The 19,826-nt window shown below is 72.4% G+C and carries 16 protein-coding genes; 5 read left to right on the top strand and 11 right to left on the bottom strand.

Features of this window, described 5'->3' with window-relative positions; genetic code table 11:
* Positions 1–9 precede the first annotated feature (9 nt).
* Positions 10–1,242, bottom strand: coding sequence for an ROK family protein (locus RCO28_RS08265; RefSeq protein WP_308940338.1), 1,233 nt, complete (start codon positions 1,240–1,242; stop codon positions 10–12).
* A gap of 30 nt (positions 1,243–1,272) precedes the next feature.
* A complete protein-coding gene (locus RCO28_RS08260) occupies positions 1,273–1,971 on the bottom strand; it encodes an alpha-ketoglutarate-dependent dioxygenase AlkB (protein WP_308940337.1) in 699 nt (232 codons plus the stop codon).
* Positions 1,972–2,029: 58 nt separating this feature from the next.
* On the opposite strand from RCO28_RS08260, the gene RCO28_RS08255 reads away from it, so the two are divergent.
* Positions 2,030–3,232: an MFS transporter gene (locus RCO28_RS08255; protein ID WP_308940336.1), complete on the top strand. Its 1,203-nt coding sequence runs from the start codon at positions 2,030–2,032 to the stop codon at positions 3,230–3,232.
* A gap of 59 nt (positions 3,233–3,291) precedes the next feature.
* Entirely contained in the window at positions 3,292–4,032 is a 741-nt protein-coding gene (locus tag RCO28_RS08250) for a maleylpyruvate isomerase family mycothiol-dependent enzyme (protein WP_308940335.1), read from the top strand.
* Positions 4,033–4,045: 13 nt separating this feature from the next.
* Here the strand turns inward: RCO28_RS08250 and RCO28_RS08245 are convergent, their stop codons facing one another.
* The 3 genes from RCO28_RS08245 to RCO28_RS08235 form a co-directional block, all read right to left on the bottom strand.
* Complete coding sequence (locus RCO28_RS08245) at positions 4,046–4,711, bottom strand: response regulator transcription factor (RefSeq protein WP_308940334.1); 666 nt, start codon at positions 4,709–4,711, stop codon at positions 4,046–4,048.
* Positions 4,708–5,958 carry a histidine kinase gene (locus RCO28_RS08240; RefSeq protein WP_308940333.1) on the bottom strand — a complete coding sequence of 417 codons (1,251 nt, stop codon included), beginning with the start codon at positions 5,956–5,958 and terminating at the stop codon, positions 4,708–4,710. Before RCO28_RS08240 ends, RCO28_RS08245 begins: the two co-directional genes overlap by 4 nt.
* A 113-nt stretch (positions 5,959–6,071) precedes the next feature.
* Positions 6,072–7,310, bottom strand: coding sequence for a geranylgeranyl reductase family protein (locus RCO28_RS08235; protein WP_308940728.1), 1,239 nt, complete (start codon positions 7,308–7,310; stop codon positions 6,072–6,074).
* A 295-nt stretch (positions 7,311–7,605) separates the two neighbouring features.
* Between RCO28_RS08235 and RCO28_RS08230 the strand changes: the two genes are divergently transcribed.
* Both RCO28_RS08230 and RCO28_RS08225 read left to right on the top strand, forming a co-directional pair.
* Complete coding sequence (locus RCO28_RS08230; RefSeq protein ID WP_308940332.1) at positions 7,606–8,985, top strand: dipeptidase; 1,380 nt, start codon at positions 7,606–7,608, stop codon at positions 8,983–8,985.
* Positions 8,986–9,087: 102 nt separating this feature from the next.
* Positions 9,088–9,882 carry an MBL fold metallo-hydrolase gene (locus tag RCO28_RS08225; protein ID WP_308940331.1) on the top strand — a complete coding sequence of 265 codons (795 nt, stop codon included), beginning with the start codon at positions 9,088–9,090 and terminating at the stop codon, positions 9,880–9,882.
* 15 nt (positions 9,883–9,897) lie between these two features.
* Here the strand turns inward: RCO28_RS08225 and RCO28_RS08220 are convergent, their stop codons facing one another.
* From RCO28_RS08220 to RCO28_RS08210, 3 genes are all read right to left on the bottom strand, one after another.
* Complete coding sequence (locus RCO28_RS08220) at positions 9,898–10,905, bottom strand: NUDIX domain-containing protein (protein WP_308940330.1); 1,008 nt, start codon at positions 10,903–10,905, stop codon at positions 9,898–9,900.
* 474 nt (positions 10,906–11,379) lie between these two features.
* Positions 11,380–11,931, bottom strand: coding sequence for a DinB family protein (locus tag RCO28_RS08215; protein WP_308940329.1), 552 nt, complete (start codon positions 11,929–11,931; stop codon positions 11,380–11,382).
* Positions 11,928–13,178 carry an SLC13 family permease gene (locus RCO28_RS08210; protein ID WP_308940328.1) on the bottom strand — a complete coding sequence of 417 codons (1,251 nt, stop codon included), beginning with the start codon at positions 13,176–13,178 and terminating at the stop codon, positions 11,928–11,930. The genes RCO28_RS08215 and RCO28_RS08210 overlap by 4 nt, the downstream gene beginning before the upstream one ends.
* A gap of 261 nt (positions 13,179–13,439) precedes the next feature.
* Between RCO28_RS08210 and RCO28_RS08205 the strand changes: the two genes are divergently transcribed.
* A complete protein-coding gene (locus RCO28_RS08205) occupies positions 13,440–14,180 on the top strand; it encodes a FadR/GntR family transcriptional regulator (RefSeq protein WP_308940327.1) in 741 nt (246 codons plus the stop codon).
* Between the two features lie 30 nt (positions 14,181–14,210).
* Here the strand turns inward: RCO28_RS08205 and RCO28_RS08200 are convergent, their stop codons facing one another.
* From RCO28_RS08200 to RCO28_RS08190, 3 genes are all read right to left on the bottom strand, one after another.
* Positions 14,211–15,470, bottom strand: coding sequence for an ABC transporter substrate-binding protein (locus RCO28_RS08200; protein ID WP_308940326.1), 1,260 nt, complete (start codon positions 15,468–15,470; stop codon positions 14,211–14,213).
* A gap of 349 nt (positions 15,471–15,819) precedes the next feature.
* Complete coding sequence (locus tag RCO28_RS08195; RefSeq protein ID WP_308940325.1) at positions 15,820–17,883, bottom strand: ATP-binding protein; 2,064 nt, start codon at positions 17,881–17,883, stop codon at positions 15,820–15,822.
* Between the two features lie 189 nt (positions 17,884–18,072).
* On the bottom strand, positions 18,073–19,728 hold the full coding sequence (locus RCO28_RS08190; protein WP_308940324.1) for a methyltransferase domain-containing protein: 1,656 nt from the start codon (positions 19,726–19,728) through the stop codon (positions 18,073–18,075).
* Positions 19,729–19,826 lie beyond the last annotated feature (98 nt).

Here is a 19,826-nt window from a genome sequence, read left to right as displayed (position 1 = left end):
CTCCCCGACCTACCCCGCCAGCGCCCCCAGCGGGTCGTCGAGCACCGGCTGCCAGGCCAGTTCCGCCGCGCCGACCAGGCTGTTGTGGTCGAGGGTGCAGGGGAGGATCGGGACGCCGCCGCTGCGGCCCCACAGGCTGCGGTCGGCGACCACGGCGCGCAGGCGTTCCGGGTCCGCGGCGAGGAGTTCGCGGTGCAGGCCGCCGAGGATGATGCGGTCCGGGTTGAGGATGTTGACCAGGCCGGCGAGGCCGAGGCCGAGGCGGTCGATGAGCTCGGCGGCGGCCGCGCGTACCGACGGGTCGTCGTACTCGTGCGTGAGCAGTTCGCGGGACTCCTTGAGGAGTGAGACCTCGGGGCCGGGGGCGCGGCCCGCGGCGGTGAGGAACGCCAGCGGGTCGGCCTCGACGTCCAGGCAGCCGCGGCTGCCGCAGTAGCAGGGGCGGCCCTCGGGGTTGACGGTGAGGTGGCCGACCTCCAGGGCGAGGCCCGAACTCCCGGTGTGCAGACGGCCGTCGAGGACGAGCGCGCCGCCCACGCCCCGGTGCCCCGTCGCCACGCACAGCAGGTCGGCGGAGCCTCGGCCGGCGCCGTGGCGGTGCTCGGCGAGCGCGGCGAGGTTGACATCGTTGCCGGTGAACGCGGGACCGGCGAGGCCCGCTGCCCGTACCCGCTCGGCGAAGATCTCGCGGACCGGGGCGCCCACCGGCCAGGCCAGGTGGAGCGGGTTGAGCGCCTGGCCCTCGGGCTCGGCGACCGCCGACGGCACGGCGAGCCCGGCGCCGACACAGCGCCGCCCGGTCTGCTCAAGGAGTTCCACTCCGGCCTCGACGAGCGAGCCGAGGATCTGCGCCGGGTCGGCGTCGATGGTCTCGCAGCCGGGCGCGGTGGCGGCGATGGTGCCGCCGAGGCCGACGAGCGCCGCGCGGTATCCGTCGGCGTGCACCTGGGCGGCGAGCACGACCGGGCCGTCGTCGGCGACCACCAGGCGGTGCGAGGGGCGGCCCTGCGCGCCGGCGGCGGCTCCGGGCTCGACGCGGATCAGGCCGAGCGCCTCCAGCTCGGCGGCGACGGCGCCCGCCGTGGCGCGGGTGACGCCCAGTTCGGCGGTGAGGACGGCGCGGGTGGGGGCGCGTCCGGTGTGTACGAGTTCGAGTGCGGGGCCGAGTGCGCCGCGCCCTCTCTCCAGTCGATTCCGCGTGGCCACCTGAGCCGCCTCACCGGACGCCGCCTTGCCGTTCATGCAGGCGAGTCTCCCATGATCGGGCACGGCTCAGCCCTGGAGTCCGGAGACTCTCAGTGTGATGTTGAGCCGACCTCGCTCCATCCCGATGGCGCCGCTTCCGCTGCCCGGCCACACCTTGGGCACGCCGTGGTACGCGAACCGCGAGGGTCCGCCGAAGACGAAGAGGTCGCCGCTGCGCAGTTCCACATCGGTGTAAGGGCGGCCCCGCGACTCGGTGTTGCCGAAGCGGAACAGGCAGGTGTCGCCGAGGCTGAGCGAGACCACGGGGTCGTCGGCCCGCTCGTCGCTGTCGCGGTGCATGCCCATGTGCGCCTGCTCGCCGTAGAAGTTGACCAGCGCGATGTCGTACGCGCCGGGCGCGAGGTCCGGTCCGTACGCCGCGCGCACGGCCTCCCGCGCGAGCCTGCCGAGCAGGTCGGGGAACGGCTTGACCGGGGCGCCGTCCCCGTCGACGACGGTGCGGGCGTAGCCGTACGGGTACCAGTGCCAGCCCAGGCACACCTGCCGGGCGGTCATCTCGCCGCCGCCCGGTGTGCGCACGGTGCGCAGTCCGGCGGGGGGCCTCGACCAGTCACGGCAGGCGGCGACCAACTCCCGCTGCCGCTGCGGGCCGAGCCAGTCCGGGACGTGCACGGCGCCGGGGGCGATCTCGGTCCGCTCGCGGGGGAGGGCGAACAGCTCATCGGGGCGCTCGGGGCGGCCGGGGCGCTCGGGGCGGTCCTGCATGGTTCCCATTGTCCAGGGCGCTTTGCCCGTACCCCCGCCCGGCCCGTACGCTGATTTTGTGCCGATACTAAACAAACTCAGGACGACGGCGTCCGACGACCCGCGCACCGCGACCCTCAAGCGCCTCCGGCTCGCCCTGACCGCCTTCTTCGCGCTCGACGGGTTCATCTTCGCGGGCTGGGTCGTGCGGATCCCCTCGATCAAGGAGCAGACCGGGGCGTCCGCCAGTGATCTCGGGCTCGCCCTGCTCGGCGTCTCGGCCGGCGCCGTGATCACGATGACCCTGACCGGCCGGCTCTGTCGCCGCTACGGCAGCCGTGCCGTGACCGTGGCCTGCGGCGTCCTGATGCCGCTCAGTGTCGCGCTGCCCCCGCTGACCGGCTCCCCGCTCGCGCTCGGCGCGGTGCTGCTCGTCTTCGGCGCGGCCTACGGCGGCATCAACGTGGCGATGAACAGCGCCGCCGTCGACCTCGTCCGCGCCCTGCGCCGGCCCGTGATGCCCAGCTTCCACGCCGCGTTCAGCCTCGGCGGCATGCTCGGCGCCGGTCTCGGCGGCCTGGTCGCGGGACACCTCTCCCCCACCCGGCACCTGCTCGGCCTGACCGTCCTCGGCCTGCTGATCACCGCGGCCGCCGCACCGACGCTGCTGCGCCACTCCATCCCGGCCTCCGCCGACCGGCCGGCCACGGCCGAGTCCCCGCGCCCCGGCGGCCGTACGCGCTGGATCGTCGCCGTCTTCGGCCTGATCGCGCTGTGCACGGCGTACGGCGAGGGCGCGCTCGCCGACTGGGGCGCGCTGCATCTGCAGCAGGACCTCGGCGCACACCCCGGTGTCGCGGCCGCCGGGTACTCGGTGTTCGCGCTCGCCATGACGGTCGGCCGCCTCACCGGCACGACGCTCCTCGAACGCCTCGGCCAGACCCGGACGTTGGTGGCGGGCGGCGCGACGGCCGCGGTCGGCATGCTCGTCGGCGCGCTCGCGCCCTCGGTGGGGGCGACGCTGGTCGGCTTCACGATCACGGGGCTCGGCCTCGCCAACATCTTCCCGGTCGCGATCGAGCGCGCCGGTGCTCTCGCCGGCCCGAGCGGGGTCGCCGCCGCGTCCACGCTCGGCTACGGCGGCATGCTCCTCGGCCCGCCCGCCATCGGCTTCATGGCGGACTGGTTCTCGCTGCCCGTGGCCCTGACCAGCGTGGCGGTCCTGGCCGCGGTCTCGGCGGTGATCGGGTACGCGGTGCGGGGCGCGGGCGTACGGGAGTGAACCTTCCGGAACGTGGGACAGCGCCGCCTAGCCACCTGTAGCGGGGGCATCATCTGGCCATGAAGACTGTCGAACACGTCCAAGTCCTGGACCGGGAAGGCCGGTTGCTCGCCCATGCCGCGGAGGAGGCCGGGCCCGGCGCGGCCGTGGCCACCTGCCCCGGCTGGCAGGTCCGTGACCTGCTGCGGCACACGGGCATGGTGCACCGCTGGGCCACCGCGTACGTCGCCGAGGGGCACACCTCGTACCACCCCGACGGCGGCCTCCCCGACCTCGACGGGAAGGAGCTGCTCGAATGGTTCCGCACCGGCCACGCCGCCCTCGTCGACGCGCTCACCTCGGCCCCGGCCGACCTGGACTGCTGGACGTTCCTGCCCGCGCCGTCCCCGCTGGCGTTCTGGGCCCGGCGGCAGGCGCACGAGACGACCGTGCACCGGGTGGACGCCGAGTCGGCCCGCCTGAGCACGAGCCATGTGGCGATCTCCCCCGGCTTCGCCGTCGACGGCATCGACGAACTCCTGCGCGGCTTCCACGCCCGCCGGCGCAGCGAGGTCCGCACCGAGAAGCCCGCGGTGCTGCGGGTGCGTGCCACCGACACCGATGACGTGTGGACCGTACGGCTCTCGCAGGACGCCCCGGTCACCACGCGTGATGAGGAGGGCGAGGCCGACTGCGAGTTGAGCGGCCCGGCCGCGCGGGTCTACCTCTCCCTGTGGAACCGGCTCCCGGCCCCTCGCCTCACCGGCGACCCGGGCCTCGCCCGGCTGTGGCGGGAGACTTCGGCGGTCACCTGGTCGTAGGGGAGAGAGCGGGTCAGCCGAGCCAGCCCGGCCGGACCAGGCCCGACTCGTAGGCGAGGACTACCAGTTGGGCACGGTCGCGGGCGCCCAGCTTGACCATCGTGCGGCTGACGTGGGTCTTCGCGGTGAGCGGGCTGACGACCAGGCGGCGGGCGATCTCCTCGTTCGACAGGCCGATGCCGACGAGCGCCATCACCTCCCGCTCCCGCTCGGTGAGTTGGCTCAGCGCGTCCGCCGCCGCGGGCTCCTTGGAGCGGGCCGCGAACTCGCCGATAAGCCGCCTGGTCACGCCGGGCGAGAGCAGCGCGTCACCGTGCACCACCGCCCGTACCGCGCGCAGCAGTTCATCGGGGTCGGTGTCCTTGACGAGGAAGCCGGAGGCGCCGGAGCGGATCGCCTCGAAGACGTACTCGTCCAGCTCGAAGGTGGTGAGCATGACCACCTTGACCTGCTCCAGGTCCGGGTCCCCGGTGACGGCGCGGGTCGCGGCGAGGCCGTCGAGCTGCGGCATGCGGATGTCCATCAGGACCACGTCCGGCCGCAGTTCGCGCACCAGACGCACCGCCTCCTCGCCGTCGGCCGCCTCCCCCGCGACCTCGATGTCCGACTGGGCGTCGAGCAGCGCCTTGAATCCGGCTCGTACGAGCACCTGGTCGTCGGCGAGCAGTACGCGGATCACGTCGTTCCCCCCTCGGGGCGCTGCGGCAGGACGGCCCGTACCCGGAAACCGCCGTCCGGGCGCGGGCCCGCCTCGATCGTGCCACCCAGAGCGGCGGCCCGCTCCCGCATTCCGGCCAGGCCGTTGCCGCTGCCGCCCGCGTCGGTACGGGTCGCGGGACCGTCGTCGTCGACGGTCAGCTCCACGGCCGCCTCGGTGTGCCGCACCCGTACGGACGCGCGGCGCGAACCGGAGTGGCGTACGACGTTGGTGAGCGCCTCCTGCACGATCCGGAACGCAGCCAGATCGGCGCCGGGCGCCAGGGCCGACTCCCGTCCCTCGCGGGCGACTTCCACGGTGAGCCCCGCGCTCGCCGCCTGCTCGACCAGCTCCGGCAGTCGGTCGAGGCCGGGCGCGGGAGCGCGGGGCGCGTCCCCCGGCGTGCGCAGGGTGTCGAGCACCTGCCGTACCTCGCCGAGCGCCTCCTTGCTGGCCGACTTGATGGTGGTCAGCGCCGTACGCGCCTGCTCCGGGTCGCTGTCGAGGAGCGCGAGTCCCACGCCCGCCTGGACGTTGATCACGGAGATCGAGTGCGCCAGTACGTCGTGCAGCTCGCGGGCGATCCGCAGCCGCTCCTCGTCCGCGCGGCGCTTCGCGGCCTGCTGCCGTTCCGCGCGCTCCCTGGCCCACTGCTCGCGGCGGGCGCGCACCAGCTCGGACAGCGCGAGGATCGCCACCACCCAGGCCACGACGAGGAGTTCCTGCGCCCAGGGCGCCGCGCGGTCCCCGTCCGGCGGCAGCCACGCGTACAGCCAGTGCGAGATCAGCAGATGCCCGGCCCACAGCAGGCCGAGCGCTCCCCACGCCGCGTGCCGGTGCCCGGCGACCACAGCCGCGAAGCAGGCGAGCGCCGCGCTCAGGAACACCGGGCCGTACGGATACCCCGCCCCGAGATAGACCAACGTGACCGCCGACGCCGCGAAGGCCACGACCACCGGGAAGCGGTGGCGCAGCAGCAGGATCGCTCCCGCGACGAGCAGCAACGCCCGGCCGTAACCGTCGAGCGGCGTCCGGTCGCCGATCTGGCCATGCTCCGCGAAACCCGATCCGACCTGCAGGAACACGGTCACGAAGAGTGTCGAGACCCAGGGCAGCCGGTTCCCGTCCGCCGCCCCTTGCTCACCGTCGTCCCAGCGCCGCAGACCGGGCGGCCCCGCGTGCCGCCAGGGCACCGGGCCGCCCGGCCTGCGGGTGTGCTCCTCGTCCATACCGGCCACGCTAGACCGGACCTCCCCTCCCCGACGTCCGCCGTGCGCGGTCATCGGGGGTACTACCTGGGGAGTACGCGGGGTAGGCGGAGTACCGCGAGCCCGCTGGTGGGCTACGCCGATTCCTCAGTCCCCTCCCGGACCCCCTGCTTCTCCTCGCGGTCGAGTGCCGAGAGGGCGCGCCGGGCCAGCGGGTGGGTGCGGACGAGCTCCGTGAGGGACGTGGAGCCGCGGGTGATCTTCGCGAAGGCGTTCCACGCCGGGCGGAAGCCGGTCAGGACCGCGTGCAGCAGTCCCGGGCGGCGTTCGAAGACGCTCAGCATGCGCCGGCCCAGGCTCATCTCCACGCCGAGGCCCGCTCGTACGGCGAAGGCGTAGTTGAGGGCCTGCCTGCGGGCGTCGACCGCGTCGTGCGCCTCCGCGACCCGGACCGCCCACTCCCCCGCGAGCCGCCCGGAGCGCAAAGCGAACGAGATGCCTTCGCGGGTCCACGGCTCCAGGAGGCCCGCCGCGTCACCGCAGACCAGGACACGGCCGCGGGAGAGCGGTGAGTCGTCGCTGCGGCAGCGCGTCAGGTGCCCGGAGGAGATGCTCGGCTCGAAACCGGCGAGGCCGAGGCGGGCGATGAAGTCCTCCAAGTACCGCTTGGTGGCGGCGCCTTCGCCGCGGGCGGAGATCACGCCGACGGTGAGGGTGTCGCCCTTGGGGAAGACCCAGCCGTAACTGCCGGGCATCGGGCCCCAGTCGATGAGCACGCGGCCCGCCCAGTCCTCGGCGACCGTCTCCGGAACCGGGATCTCCGCCTCCAGGCCGAGGTCGACCTGGTCGAGCTTGACGCCGACGTGCGCCCCTATGCGGCTGGCGCTGCCGTCGGCGCCGACCACGGCGTGCGCGAGGAGGGTCTCGCCGTCGGAGAGGACGACCGCCGCCGTGCGCCGGTCGGGCACCGCGGGGCCGTGCTGCTCCACGCGCGAGACGGTGGCGCCGGTGCGCAGTTCGGCGCCGGCCTTCTGCGCGGCCTCGACGAGCTGATGGTCGAACTCGGGGCGGTTGATGAGGCCGAAGAGCATCTGCTTCGAGCGGCGCGTACGCGCGTACTTGCCGTCGAGGGAGAAGGTGACGGCGTGCACCCGGTCGCGCAGGGGCAGTTCGAAGCCGGGCGGCAGGGAGTCGCGTGAGGGGCCGATGATCCCGCCGCCGCATGTCTTGTACCGCGGCAGTTCGGCCTTCTCCAGGAGGAGCACGCGGCGTCCGGCGACGGCTGCGGCGTAGGCGGCGGAGGCTCCCGCGGGCCCGGCGCCGACGACGATCACGTCCCACACAGCCCGCTCCGCCTCCGCGGTCCGGTCCACCTCGGGCGAACGCTCCGCCTCCGCGGTCCGGTCCACCTCGGGCGATCGCGCCTCCTCGGGGGTCGTGCCGTCCGGTCCCGTGCCCGGCTGCTCCCGCCGCTCGTCGGTCGGCTTCTCGCTCGAGTTCTCGCTGCTCACGATGGGCTGCTGCTCCGATCCAGCTGTCTTCCGCCGCTGTCCACGGCATCCTACGGCGGGCACCGATCACACCCGCCTGTGGGAAGATCGAGCCCGTATTCGAAGTGCGCACACGCACTCCTACGTACACAACGTCGCACCCACAAGGAGCGTGCCCATGCCGTCGCAGCAGATCGCCGAGACCGTCGCCTCCCTCCTGCCGCGCGCGCGGGCGGAGCTGGCCGAGCTGGTGGCGTTCAAGTCGGTGGCGGACTTCACGCAGTTCCCGAGGAGCGAGAGCGAGGCCGCCGCGAACTGGGTGGTGGACGCGCTGCGCGCGGAGGGCTTCCGGGACGTGGAGCTCCTGGACACCCCGGACGGTACGCAGTCGGTGTACGGATTCCTGCCCGGCCCCGCGGACGCGCCGACCGTGCTGCTCTACGCGCACTACGACGTGCAGCCGCCCCTTGACGAGGCGGCCTGGGCGACCCCGCCGTTCGAACTCGTCGAGCGGGACGGGCGGTGGTACGGGCGGGGGGCCGCGGACTGCAAGGGCGGCGTCATCATGCATCTGCTGGCGCTGCGTGCACTGAAGGCGGACGGCGGGGTTCCGGTGAACGTCAAGTTCATCGCGGAGGGCTCCGAGGAGCAGGGCACCGGCGGCCTCGAACGGTACGCGGAGGCTCACCCCGAACTCCTGAAGGCCGACTCGATCGTGATCGGGGACAGCGGCAACTTCCGGGTGGGTCTGCCGACGGTGACGTCGACGCTGCGCGGGATGACGCTGGTGCGCGTCGAGGTGGACACCCTGGAGGGCAATCTGCACTCCGGCCAGTTCGGCGGTGCCGCTCCGGACGCGCTGGCGGCGCTGGTGCGGGTGCTCGACTCGCTGCGCGCCGACGACGGTTCGACGACCGTGGACGGCCTGGACGGCGGGCAGGTGTGGGACGGACTGCAGTACGCGGAGGGCGACTTCCGCAAGGACGCGAAGGTTCTGGAGGGCGTGGAGCTGATCGGTGACGGCACCGTCGCCGACCGGATCTGGGCGCGTCCCGCGGTCACCGTGCTCGGCATCGACTGCCCGCCCGTGGTGGGCGCGACGCCTTCCGTGCAGGCGAGCGCGCGGGCGCTGATCAGCCTGCGGGTGCCGCCGGGCGTGGACGCCGCCGAGGCCGCGAAGCTGCTTCGCACGCACCTGGAGGCGCGCACGCCGTGGGGCGCGCGGGTCCGCACCGAGCAGATCGGGCAGGGCCAGCCGTTCCGCGCGGACACCAAGAGCCCGGCGTACGCGGCGATGGCGGAGGCCATGCGGATCGCGTACCCCGGTGAGGAGATGCAGTACGCCGGGCAGGGCGGCTCGATCCCGCTGTGCAACACGCTCAGCTCCCTCTATCCGGACGCGGAGATCCTGCTGATCGGCCTGAGCGAGCCCCAGGCGCAGATCCACGCGGTCAACGAGAGCGTCTCGCCCGAGGAGTTGGAGCGCCTCTCGGTGACGGAGGCGCTGTTCCTGCAGAGGTACGCGACGAGCGTCCTGCAGAAGTACGCGACGAGCTGACCGCCCGCCCACGAAACCACCAAGTCAGGCGCTTGCCCAGGGTCCTCTGCTGTCAGCAGAGGACCCTGTCGCGTCGGGCGGTGGGCTGCCTAGGCTCGCGGCATGGACGAGAACGAGCTGCGCACCCGCACCGCGGACGTGAACGCCGGTGCGGGCGCGCGTGTCGAAGTGGAGCGGCCCGACGTGGTCGAGCTGCTGCCGGGGCTGCTGTATCTGCTGCGCTTCGTCGTGGGCCAGGCCTATCTCTGGCGTGACAAGGGCGAGTTGACGCTGATCGACGCCGGCCCGGTGGGTTCCGCCGCCCGCACGGTCGAGGTCGTGACGGCACTCGGTCACCGCGTCTCCGACCTACGCCGCATCGTCGTCACCCACTTCCACGAGGACCACATGGGCGGAGCCGCCGAGCTGGCCGAGCTGAGCGGGGCGCGGGTGTACGTGCACCGCCTCGACGCCCCGTTCGTGCGCGGTGAGACGGCGGGCCCGCAGCCGGTGTTCGAGGACTGGGAGGTGCCGATACGGAGAGAGGTGGCGAAGCTGCTGCCCGCCGATCCGCCGACCGCGGTCCCGGCGGAAGCCGTCGACGAGGTGGAGCACCGGGACGTGCTGGACTTCGGCGGCGGCGCCCGGATCGTGGGTGCGCCGGGCCACACGGACGGCAGCATCGGCATCCATCTCCCGCGCCACGGCGTGCTGTTCACCGGCGACGCGATCGCCGTGTCACCGATGGACGGCGAGGTGATCCTCGGCGTCTTCAACGTCGACCGGAAGCGGGCCCTGGCCTCCTTCCGTGAACTGGCCGCGCTCGACCCGGAAGTGGCCTGCTTCGGGCACGGCGAGCCGGTGCTGACAGGCGCGGGTGCGATGCTGCGCGCGGCGGCGGGGAGATACGAGGACTGAGCCCGGTAGGGGGACTCATCCGACCGGCACCCCGGCCTCCAGGTACAGCGGTCGGCCTTGCCGTCTGGCGCGCAGGGCCCAGCGCAGCCGCTCGTAGCGCACCGGGGGCAGCAGGCTCGCCGCCTCCTGTTCGGTGACGAAACGGCAGTCACGGAGTTCGGGGCCGGGCAGCAGGACACGTTCCGTGGCGGCGCTGTCGAGGCGTCCGCCGTCGAAGAGGAGCCGCATCCCGCCGTACCCCGGAGGCTGGGCCTCCTCCCAGTCGATGAGCAACAGGCTTGGCAGCCGGTCGAGTCGGATGCCGGTCTCCTCGGCGACCTCGCGCACCCCGGCCACCGCCGGAGCCTCGCCGGACTCGACGATGCCGCCCGGGAATTCCCAGCCGGGCTTGTAGGTGGGGTCGACGAGCAGCACCCGGTCCCGCTCGTCGAAGAGCAGCACGCCCGAGGCGAGGGTCTCGGAGGTGGGCTCGGGGGTCTGCACGATGTCGCAGAGCCCGAGATCCGAGCTGCGGACGGCCTCGGCGATCCGCTCGGCGGTCTCGTACGGGGTGAGGGCGCTGGTGTCGACGGGATGGGCATCGCGGGTGAGCCAACCGGCCAGCGCCGCCCGGTACGGCTCGATGTGGTCGTATGCCCACTCGGGTGCGGGCAGGCCGGCTATGCGGGCGCGCAGGATCGTTTCGGCCGGGGTGAGCAGCACATGGCGTACGGCTATGCGGCGGGCGGCGAGGCCGCCGAAGATCTCGTCGCGGTACTCCTGGCGCAGCAGGGTCATGGGGACGACGAGGACACCGCCGACCTCGTGGAGGAGTGCCGCGGCGGCGTCGACGACGAGGCGTCGCCAGATCGTCAGGTCCTGGAAGTCGCTCACTTCGTCCAGATGCTTCTGGGGCAACAGGTGGCGCAGCCCGCGGCCGATGACCTCGGGGTCGAAGAGCGTGCTGTTCGGGATCAGTTCGACAAGGTCCCGTGCGGCGGAGGTCTTGCCCGCACCGAACGCACCGTTGATCCAGATGATCACGGTTCCCCCTCTTCTCTTGGCCCACTGTGGCTTGCCCGTTCCACTGTGCCGGGAAAACCACCGGCAGAGCAGGGCACACCATAGAGCGCGTTCCGGCTGCGGGAATCGCGCGGGGCCGGGAACTCCGTCTGCCGGAATAGCCGGTGGAAAGGGTTCCGTTCACAACTGCCGTACAACACGGTCTGGTTGGGCATTTTCGGTGAGGACGTCGAAGTCGCGGCGGGCGGTCTTCGGGAATTCGCCGAAGGCACGACACGGTGGGCATATGCCGTGCCCCGGCGGCATGCACCCCGCTTTACGACTCCGGTGATCGCGTGCACTCCGCGGAAGGGACCGATACGGAGATAGCACGCCCATCAGCGGCTTGGACCGGGTGCGTGATTGAGTCCGGGCAATGAACCGGAATTGCCCGTCGACGTGCTACCGCTATCCGCTCAACGTCCCTATGTGTAAAGGAAGTTCAGCCTCCGATGGTTACGCCCCCACCGCCCCGTCGATCCCTTCCCGCAGGAAGTCGGCGTGGCCGTTGTGGCGGCCGTACTCGAGCAGGACGTGGACCATCACCATCCGCAAGGACACCTCCTCGCCCCAACGTGGCTGAAATCCGGCCACATCGAGGGAGTCGGCGGCGCGCTCGATGCGGCGCGAGGTCTCGACCTCGGCCTCCCAGGCGGCGAAGGCCTCGGCGCGGGTCGAGGTCCTCACGTCGTACGCGGCCTGGAAGTCGATCTCGTCGGACCACACCATCGGCGCGTTCTGGTCCTCGAACGGGCGGCGGAACCAGGCGCGTTCGACCTCGGCCAGGTGTCGTACGAGGCCCAGCAGGGTCAGCGTCGAGGGCGGCACGGATCGTCGGCGCAGTTCGTCGTCGGTCAGGCCCGCGCACTTCAGGGCGAGGGTCGCCCGGTGGTAGTCGAGAAAGGCCCGCAGCGTCTCGCGTTCGCCGCCGAGCTTCGGTGGGCCGACGCGCGGGTCCTGGTCCTGGTCCTGGTAACGGCCCTGTTCCCGGTCCTGGTGAGAGGTCATGCCCACCCTGGTACCACGAGCACCAGCCACACCGCAGCCGGTACGACGGCGACCACCAGGCCTCCGTACACCATGAGTTGGCGGAAGAAGCGGTCGCGGTCGACGTCGGGGGCGGCGGCGAGGACGAGGGCGCCGTTCGTGGAGAAGGGGCTCACGTCGACCACCGTCGCGGCCACGGACAGCGCCGCCACCATGCCCACGGCGCCGATCTCGCCCTGCGCCAGGAACGGCACGGCGAGCGGGATGAGGGCGCCCATGATGCCGACGGAGGACGCGAAGGCCGAGACGAGGGCGCCGATGTAGCAGAGGAGTACGGCGGCGAGGAGCGGTACGCCGATGCCGCCGACGCCCTCGCCCGCCCACTCGATGGTGCCTATCTCCTCCAGGACGCCGACGTAGGTGAGGACACCGCAGATCAGCAGGACCGTCGGCCAGGCGATGGCGCCGACGGCCTGCTTGCTGTCGGCGGGCCAGCAGGCGCTGAGGAGCACGGCGAGGGTGATCGCGCTCAGTCCCGCGTCGAGTTCGAGGACGAGCACGGCCACGACGAGGGCGACCAGGGCGGCCAGGGTGGCGATCCGCGCCGGGTTGAGCCGCACGCCCTCTCCCTCGTCGTCTTCCTCGCCCGCCGTCAGGTCCTGCCCGTGCAGCTTCAGGCCGCCGAGTACGACGAAGAGGATCCCGGCGATCAACAGGTTCACGACGAGGGAGGCGAGGAAGAGGAACAGCTCGCTGCCGGGGAGCTGTTCGCGGGCGACGATGCCGTTGACGATCGAGCCGTAGATGCTGATCGGCGAGAAGCCGCCGCCCTGTGCGCCGTGCACCACCATCGCGCCCATGAGCAGCGGGCTGATGCCGTAGCGGGCGGCGAAGCTGAGGGCGATCGGCGCGACGATGGCCACGGCGGCGGGGCTCACCGCGCCGATCCCGGTGAGGGCGCCGGTGATCACGAACATCACCCAGGGGATCAGCGCGATCCGCCCGCCCACGAGCCGGATGGAGGCGTGCACCAGCCAGTCGGTGGTGCCGTTGGCGCGGGCGATCGCGAACAGGTACGTGACGCCCACGAGGACCACGAACAGGTCGCCGGGGAAGCCTGCGAAGATGCCGTCCGCGTCCATACCGGCGACGAGTTCGCCGACGCCGAAGGCCGCGGCGAAGGCGAGTGCGCCCATGTTGATGGAGCGGGTCGTGGCGATCACGAAGACCACGGCGAGCACGAGGATCGAGATGAGTTCTGCGGACACGGCAGCTCCAACCGGCGGAGGGGCTCAACTGGCAGAGTGGCTGGGCCACTTGCGCCCAAGTGCCCCTCAGACTCGGGCGCGCGGATCCCGCCGTCAAGAGAGCGGACGCAAATTGGCTCAACCACTCAGCCACACAGCCACACAGCCAGGCCCCTTGCTACGCTGCGGATCCGTATCCGGTGGGGGTGGACCATGAGATCCGGTGGGGGTGGACCATGAGATCCGGTGGGGGTGGACCATGAGATCCGGTGGGGGTGGACCATGAGCGACGCACTGCGGCCGATGGCCAGGACGCGGCTGTACGAGCAGGTCGTCGACCGGCTGCGGGACCACGTCACGGAGAGCGGCCTGCGCGCGGGCGACCGGCTGCCCGCCGAGCGTGAACTCGCCCAGCGCCTGGGGGTGTCGAGGGCCTCGGTGAAGCAGGCCGTGGTCGTCCTGGAAGTGCAGGGCCTGGTGGAGGTGCGGCACGGCGGCGGTACGTACCTCCGCAAGGACAGCCTGGAGGTCGAGCCGGTCGAGGAGCTGGTGGAGCGTCGGCGCAGGCTGCCCGATGTCCTGGACGCGCGGGAGGCCCTGGAGACCAAGCTCGCCGAACTCGCCGCCGAGCGCCGCACGGACGAGGATCTGGCGGTGCTGCGCGCGGCCCTCGATCACATGGCGGAGGAGCTGGCGGCGGACGGGCACGGCACGGAGGGCGACCGCAGGTTCCACGCGGGCGTGACGGCGGCGGCGCACAGCGCGCTGCTCGCCGATTTCATGCGGTCCATCGCGGAGCAGATCACCGAGAGCCGCCACGAGTCGCTGCGCCAACCCGGCCGCCCCGAGCGGTCGTTGGCGCAGCACCACGCGATCCTGGACGCGATCGAGGCGCGCCGCCCCGCGGCGGCAGCGGCGGCGATGCGGCGCCACGTCCGGACGGTGGCGAAGGTACGCCTCCTGGACTGGTCCCCCGCCGAGGACGACGTCCTCCTCCACGAGCCCGACGAGCCGCGCCCCTGAGCCTTACGGGTACAGCGTCTCCCCTGAGCCTTACGGGTACAGCGCCTCCACGTACTCGAACCGCCCCTCCTCCGTCCCCGGCCGGTGGAGCCGGACCAGGGCCATGGGGCGTTCGACGGGCTCGCCGGTCTGCTCGTGGAAGGCGACCTTCCCGGTGACCCCGCGCACGGCGTTCCCGTTGTTGAGCTGGCCGAGCTCCGCCCGCACGTCGGCGGCGACGTCCTTGCTGCCCGGGTAGTGCGCGTACGCGGCCCGCGCGGCGCGCCCCACGGCGAGCAGCGCGTCGTGCCCGAGCATGGCCTGCCCGTCGGCGAGCGGGGCGGGGGTGCCGCCGCGTACGGCGAGGTAGTCGCGTTCGAACTTCGGGTACGGGGAGTTGGCGCCGTCGCCGTACGTCTTCGCGGCGACGCGGGGGTGGGTGAACGCGGTGTAGAGGACCTTCATGCCCGAGGCGGACCAGCGTTCGCCGAGGGTCCTGAGCTCCTCGGTGCGGCTCGCGCCGGTCGTGTCGAAGAAGACGCCGACCGCGCTGGAGCCGGAGACGAGCGTGACCGGGCAGCTGCGGCCGCCCTCGCCCGCCGCCTCGATCAGGCTGCGGATCTCCCGGCCGCGGCCCGCGAAGTACACGGCGTCGGGACGCTGTTCGCCCTCGCGGCAGATCTTGTCGGCGGCGCCGTGCAGGGCGTTGCCGGCGCCGCCGCCCGCGTCGGACCAGACGGGGATGAAGCCGGGCCTGACATGCACGCCGCGCTGTTTCGCGGCCTTCTCGAAGGTCTCGCGCAGCGCCTTGTTGTAGCCGTCGTCCTCCTTGCGGTCCCAGACGACCTGGACGTCGTAGTCGGCCTTCTCGCCCTTCTTCCGTGCGGCGGCCTCGGCGGCGTCCTGCTCCTTCTTCAGGTACGCGGCGGCCGCCTGGGCCTGGTCGCTCGCGGGGAAGGAGACGCGGAAGAACCCGGCCCTTGAGGACACGAACTGGTCGGCGGCGACGGTCGCGCCGACCGTCGGCACCCCGGCGTCGCGCAGGCGTCGTACGGCTTTCAGGGTGCGGGAGTTGCTCTGCCCGACGCCGACGACAGCGGCGAGCCGCTCGGTCTCCTTGAGTGCGAGGATGGCGTCCACGACGTCGTCGGCGTGGGCGTCGTTGTTGCCGGTGTTGGCGAGGAGCAGCCGGATCCGGGGCAGGGTGCCGCGCTCGTGGTTGACGGTGCGCTGGGCGAGGTGGGCGCCGGTGACGGCCTCGACGGTGGCTTCCTTGCCGCGGTCGGCGGAGCCGCCGGACATGGATTCCATGTGGACGACGGTGACGGGCTTTCGTCCGCGACGCGCCGGTTCTCCTCGTGGATCTTCGCGCTGATGCCGACGAGTCCGGGGAAGGCGTGCGCGCCGTCGCTGATGCCGACGCACTGGCCGTCCGACGTCTCGGCGATGCCGTCGGCGCACTCGGGCTCACGTATCAGCAGGAGGTACCCGGCGACGGCCGCGACGAGCACGGCGAACGCCACGACGAGGGCACGCAGGCCACGCCTCGGGGGCGCGCTCGGCGGGCGGATGACGTCGCCGGGCTCGGGCTCGAAGGGGCCCGGCCCGTACGGGAGTTCAGGATCGTCGTTGCGGTCGTCCCCGGCATGCGCGTTCACGGCTACCACGGCTCCTTGCTGTACTGCTGGGCCTTCTGCAACAGGGTCGCCACCCAGACGACGTCCCCGGTGTGCGCTGCGGCCAAGGTGTTGAAACGGGCGTTGATCTCCGGATAGAGCTCGGCGTACGGATCGGCGAGCGGGTCTCCGTACGGGTCACCGACCAGGTCGGTCGCCGGGTCCTCGGGCGGCTCGGGGCTGATCCAGCTCGCCGCGAGGAGGCGCGTGATGGTCCGCAGGCGCGGGCCGACCGAGTCGTCGTCGAGATGCCGTACGAGGTGCTCGTACCGTCGCCACGGCCGGTGGTCGTCGTCCTCGCGCGGGGCGGGCAGCGGGGCGCGGCGGAGCCTGCAGAGGTCGGCGCACCAGTCGCGGACGTCGCCGGTGCCGAAGGTGTCGTCCAAGTAGGCGGCGGCGAAGGGGAGTTCACCGAGGGCGAGGGCGTGGTAGGCCTCGGCGCGCCGGTCGGCGCGGGCGTGGGCTGCGGCGCGGCGGCGGGTGTGCTCGGCGACCGGGCCGCCAGGGCCACCGGGGCCACCAGGCTCACCGGGGCCGTCAGGGCCACCGAGCCCGCCGAGGCCACCGAGCCCGCCGAGGCCGCCGAGGAGGAGGCGGCGCAGGGCGGGGTGGGGCACGCCGGGGCCGCCGTCGCGCCGTTCCTCGCCCGTGTCGATGTGCAGGGTGCGCAGCGGGTCGGAGCAGAACTCGAAGAGTCCGGCGGGCGGGCCCGCGGCGCCTTCGGGCAGGCCGTCGGAGACCAGGGACTCGGCGAGGTCGGGGGCGACGGCGGCCTGTCGCAGGATGCGCCGCAGCTCGTGCGAGAGGCCGAGGGGCAGCAGCCGGTCGAGCAACTGGCCGCTGCGCGGGCCGGGTTCGAGGACGCGGCGCAGGCGTTCGTCCCAGGGGGTGGTGGCGCGGCAGTCGAGGAGTTCGTCGAGGACGTGGCTTGTGGCGGCGGGGTGGCCGCGGGTGAGTTCGTGCACGATCCAGCCGAGCCAGCTCACGCCGACGGCGCCGAGGGCGGGCGGCCCGGTCGGCGCGGGCACGGCCCCCAGCACCTCGGCGGCCTGTTCCTGCACCTCGGCGCGGGTGAGGTTGCGCAGCCGCCCGAGGACCCGGCCGCTCTCCAGCGGTTCGGGTGCGAAGGGTCTGCCCGGTGGCCAGAGTCCGACGGCGGTGGGGCCGGGCTGGGGTGCTGCGCCGGGGTAGCTGCCGGTGGTGGCGAAGAGGACGAGGGGGTCGCCGGGGTGGGGGGTTCGGGCGGCCTCCAGGAGGTCGAGGAAGCGGCGGCCGAGCCGGTTGTCGGCGTTGTCGAGGAGGACCAGGCAGCGGGCGGCCCACTCCTTGTCCTCGTAGGCGCGTACCAGGTCGGTGAGGAAGGCGTCGAAGATCTCGCGTTCGGCCCGGTGCCTCCCGCCGCGTTCGGTGACGTGGTAGTCGCTGCTGACGGCGACGAGCTTGTCCAGGGCGGAGACCGTGGACGTGAGGCTGCCGCGGGTGCCGAGCGAGGTCTGCAACCGGCCCCAGGCCCTGGTCCGTTCGGCCAGCGGGACGAGTTGGAGGACGGCGGTGGCGAGCGGTGGCAGGCCGACGAGCGGCCCGGCTATCTGCCCGACCTCGATGGCCGTGGCGAGGCGTCTGCCCAGCGGGATCGCGAGCGCCTCGGCCATGGCGCGGCGGGCGTCCTCGCGACCCATGTGACCTACGGGGACGGCGAGCGCCCTGCGGGTCAACTCGTAGCCGCTGAGGGTCAGATGGGGCGGGTGCTCACGGCGCGCCTGCAGCGTGAACGCCACTTCGTGGAGCACGTCCACGGGCTGTTTGTCGCCCTGCGCGAACCGCATCAGGTCGAGGTGTGCCATCGGCAGGAGTGCGGCGTGCCCCGCGAGCGCGTCGAGCAAGGTGGTCTTGCCGCTGCCGCGCGGGCCGAGGATCAGCGTGAAGGGGACTCCGGCGGCGGCCGTCCGGCGCTCCGCGGCGGCCTGTCCCTGCGGCAGCACCCGGGCCTTCAGGTACGCGTGTACGGACTGGTCCCGCGTGGACCTGCCCGGCCATTGCTGCGCCATGCCCCGCCCTCCCGCGCCCGGCAGCCACGACGGTGTGGCGACTCGGCAGGGGATCAATATCGCGGCACGCCGGGAGGGGTGCAAGCGGATTCTGAATTACCGTCACATGGCGTGTCTCACAGGGGACTTGGGGCGAGAACGGCGGCGCACCACCGAAGGTACGGTGAGCGCCGCCGTCCCCGTCACACCTCAGCCGCGCACGAAGTGGAAGATCCCCCACGTCAGATGTCCGCGCCGGCCGCCGTCGACCCAGTGGCCGAGGCCCTTCTTCATCTGGGCGAGGTAGTCGTGGCTCACCTCGCGGGCGAGGCCCTCCTTCTCCTGGCGGTTGGTTTCCGCGAGCACGCGCGCGTAGTGCGTGGAGAGTTGCTCGCGATGCTCCTCGAAGCCGTCCGCGTCGGCCGCGTCCCCGGGGGTGAAGCCGAGGTCGCGAAGTTCCTTGCGGTAGAAGCCGGGTGAGCCCATGTCGTCGAGGTGGATCCGGTCCAGGATCGGCTGGAGCACCCCGGGCGGGCAGTCGTCCGTGGCCATCGGGTCGGTGAAGATCAGCCGGCCGCCCGGTTTGAGGACGCGGGCTATCTCCCGGAGCACCGTGGCGCGGTTGCCGCTGTGCAGGAAGGCGTCCTGGGACCAGACGACGTCGACCTCGGCGTCTCCGTACGGGATGCTCTCGAAGGAGCCGTCCACGACCTCGATGCGGTCGGTGAGGCCGCGGGCCGCGTTCAGCTGGCGGTGCCGCTGGTTCTCGACCTCGCTGAGGTTGAGGGCGAGCACCTTGCAGCCGTACCGCTCGGCGAGCAGTCGGGCGGACCCGCCGTACCCGGAGCCGAGGTCGAGGACCACGGATTCCTTCGTCAGCGGGAGTTTGCCGGCCATCCGCTCGACCGTGCGGCGGCTCGCGTCGGCGATGGGCTCGCCGGGCTGCTCGTACAGGCCGATGTGGATGTCCTCGCCGCCCCACACCTTGGCGTAGAACGTGTCGGCGTCGGGTGAGTTGTAGTACGTACGGGCGGTGCTGACGGCGCCGGAGTAGCGGGCGTCGGTGTCGTCGACGCGGTACTCCTTCTCCGCGACGTGCACGAAGAAGTCCGGCTGCTCACCCCGGTAGGTGTGCTGGAAGTCGCCGTACGTCTCGACCCGCTGGAAGCCCACGTCGGTCATGAGCTTGCGGGTGTAGTCCCTGCGCAGCGGGAACATGTTGAGGTGGTAGACGGACTCGTCCGGGAACCGGTACCTCATGCGGCACAGCCCGTCGTCGACGTACTCCGGCTCCACCTCGACGTCGTCGCCGCAGTAGTAGTACTTGTGCTTGCTGGTGTAGCCGTCGTCGAGGATCGCGTCGTAGTTGCGCTGGTCGAGGACGAGGATGCCGTCGTGTTTGAGCATCGCGTAGAACTCGGCGAGGGCCTTGCGGCGGTCGCGTTCGGCGAAGAGGTGCGTGAAGGAGTTGCCGAGGCACACGATGGCGTCGTACTCGCCGTGCACGTCGCGGTTGAGCCAGCGCCAGTCGGCCTGCACCACACGCATGATGTGGCCGCCGTCCTTCATGCCGTTGGCGAAGGCCTTGGAGAGCATCTCCGCGCTGCCGTCGGCGCTGACGGTCTCGAAGCCGGCGGCGAGCAGCCGCACGGAGTGGAAGCCGGTGCCGGTCGCCACGTCGAGGACGCTCTTCACGCCTCGTTTGCGCAGCAGATCGACGAAGAAATTGCCTTCGCTCTCCTCTCGTTTCTGCCAGTCGATGAGCGAGTCCCACTTCTCGACGAAGCTGGGAACGTATTCCTCCGTGTAGTGGCCGGTTTGCCTGACTGCGACGGGGTTGTCGCCGAACTCCTGGGCCGGTCGCACGATGTGGGAGAACCCTTCGATCGTCGGATGCCTGCGAGTGCCTTGCGTTCGCGGACGGTCACGGTGCCCGCGTGCATCGCCTGTCCAGACCTGGCCGG

This window comes from Streptomyces sp. LHD-70 (assembly GCF_031157275.1).
Classification (GTDB): Bacteria; Actinomycetota; Actinomycetes; order Streptomycetales; family Streptomycetaceae; genus Streptomyces.
The sequence above is the reverse complement of the archived record's forward strand: the minus strand, read 5'-3'. Positions and strand labels throughout refer to the sequence as shown.

Coding starts and splice junctions, on each gene's coding strand:
- RCO28_RS08215 (WP_308940329.1), bottom strand. CDS start 11,931: ATGACCTCTCACCAGGACCGGGAACAGGGCCGTTACCAGGACCAGGAC.
- RCO28_RS08260 (WP_308940337.1), bottom strand. CDS start 1,971: ATGCAGGACCGCCCCGAGCGCCCCGGCCGCCCCGAGCGCCCCGATGAG.
- RCO28_RS08225 (WP_308940331.1), top strand. CDS start 9,088: ATGGACGAGAACGAGCTGCGCACCCGCACCGCGGACGTGAACGCCGGT.
- RCO28_RS08240 (WP_308940333.1), bottom strand. CDS start 5,958: ATGGACGAGGAGCACACCCGCAGGCCGGGCGGCCCGGTGCCCTGGCGG.
- RCO28_RS08200 (WP_308940326.1), bottom strand. CDS start 15,470: ATGGAATCCATGTCCGGCGGCTCCGCCGACCGCGGCAAGGAAGCCACC.
- RCO28_RS08205 (WP_308940327.1), top strand. CDS start 13,440: ATGAGCGACGCACTGCGGCCGATGGCCAGGACGCGGCTGTACGAGCAG.
- RCO28_RS08195 (WP_308940325.1), bottom strand. CDS start 17,883: ATGGCGCAGCAATGGCCGGGCAGGTCCACGCGGGACCAGTCCGTACAC.
- RCO28_RS08230 (WP_308940332.1), top strand. CDS start 7,606: ATGCCGTCGCAGCAGATCGCCGAGACCGTCGCCTCCCTCCTGCCGCGC.
- RCO28_RS08265 (WP_308940338.1), bottom strand. CDS start 1,242: ATGAACGGCAAGGCGGCGTCCGGTGAGGCGGCTCAGGTGGCCACGCGG.
- RCO28_RS08250 (WP_308940335.1), top strand. CDS start 3,292: ATGAAGACTGTCGAACACGTCCAAGTCCTGGACCGGGAAGGCCGGTTG.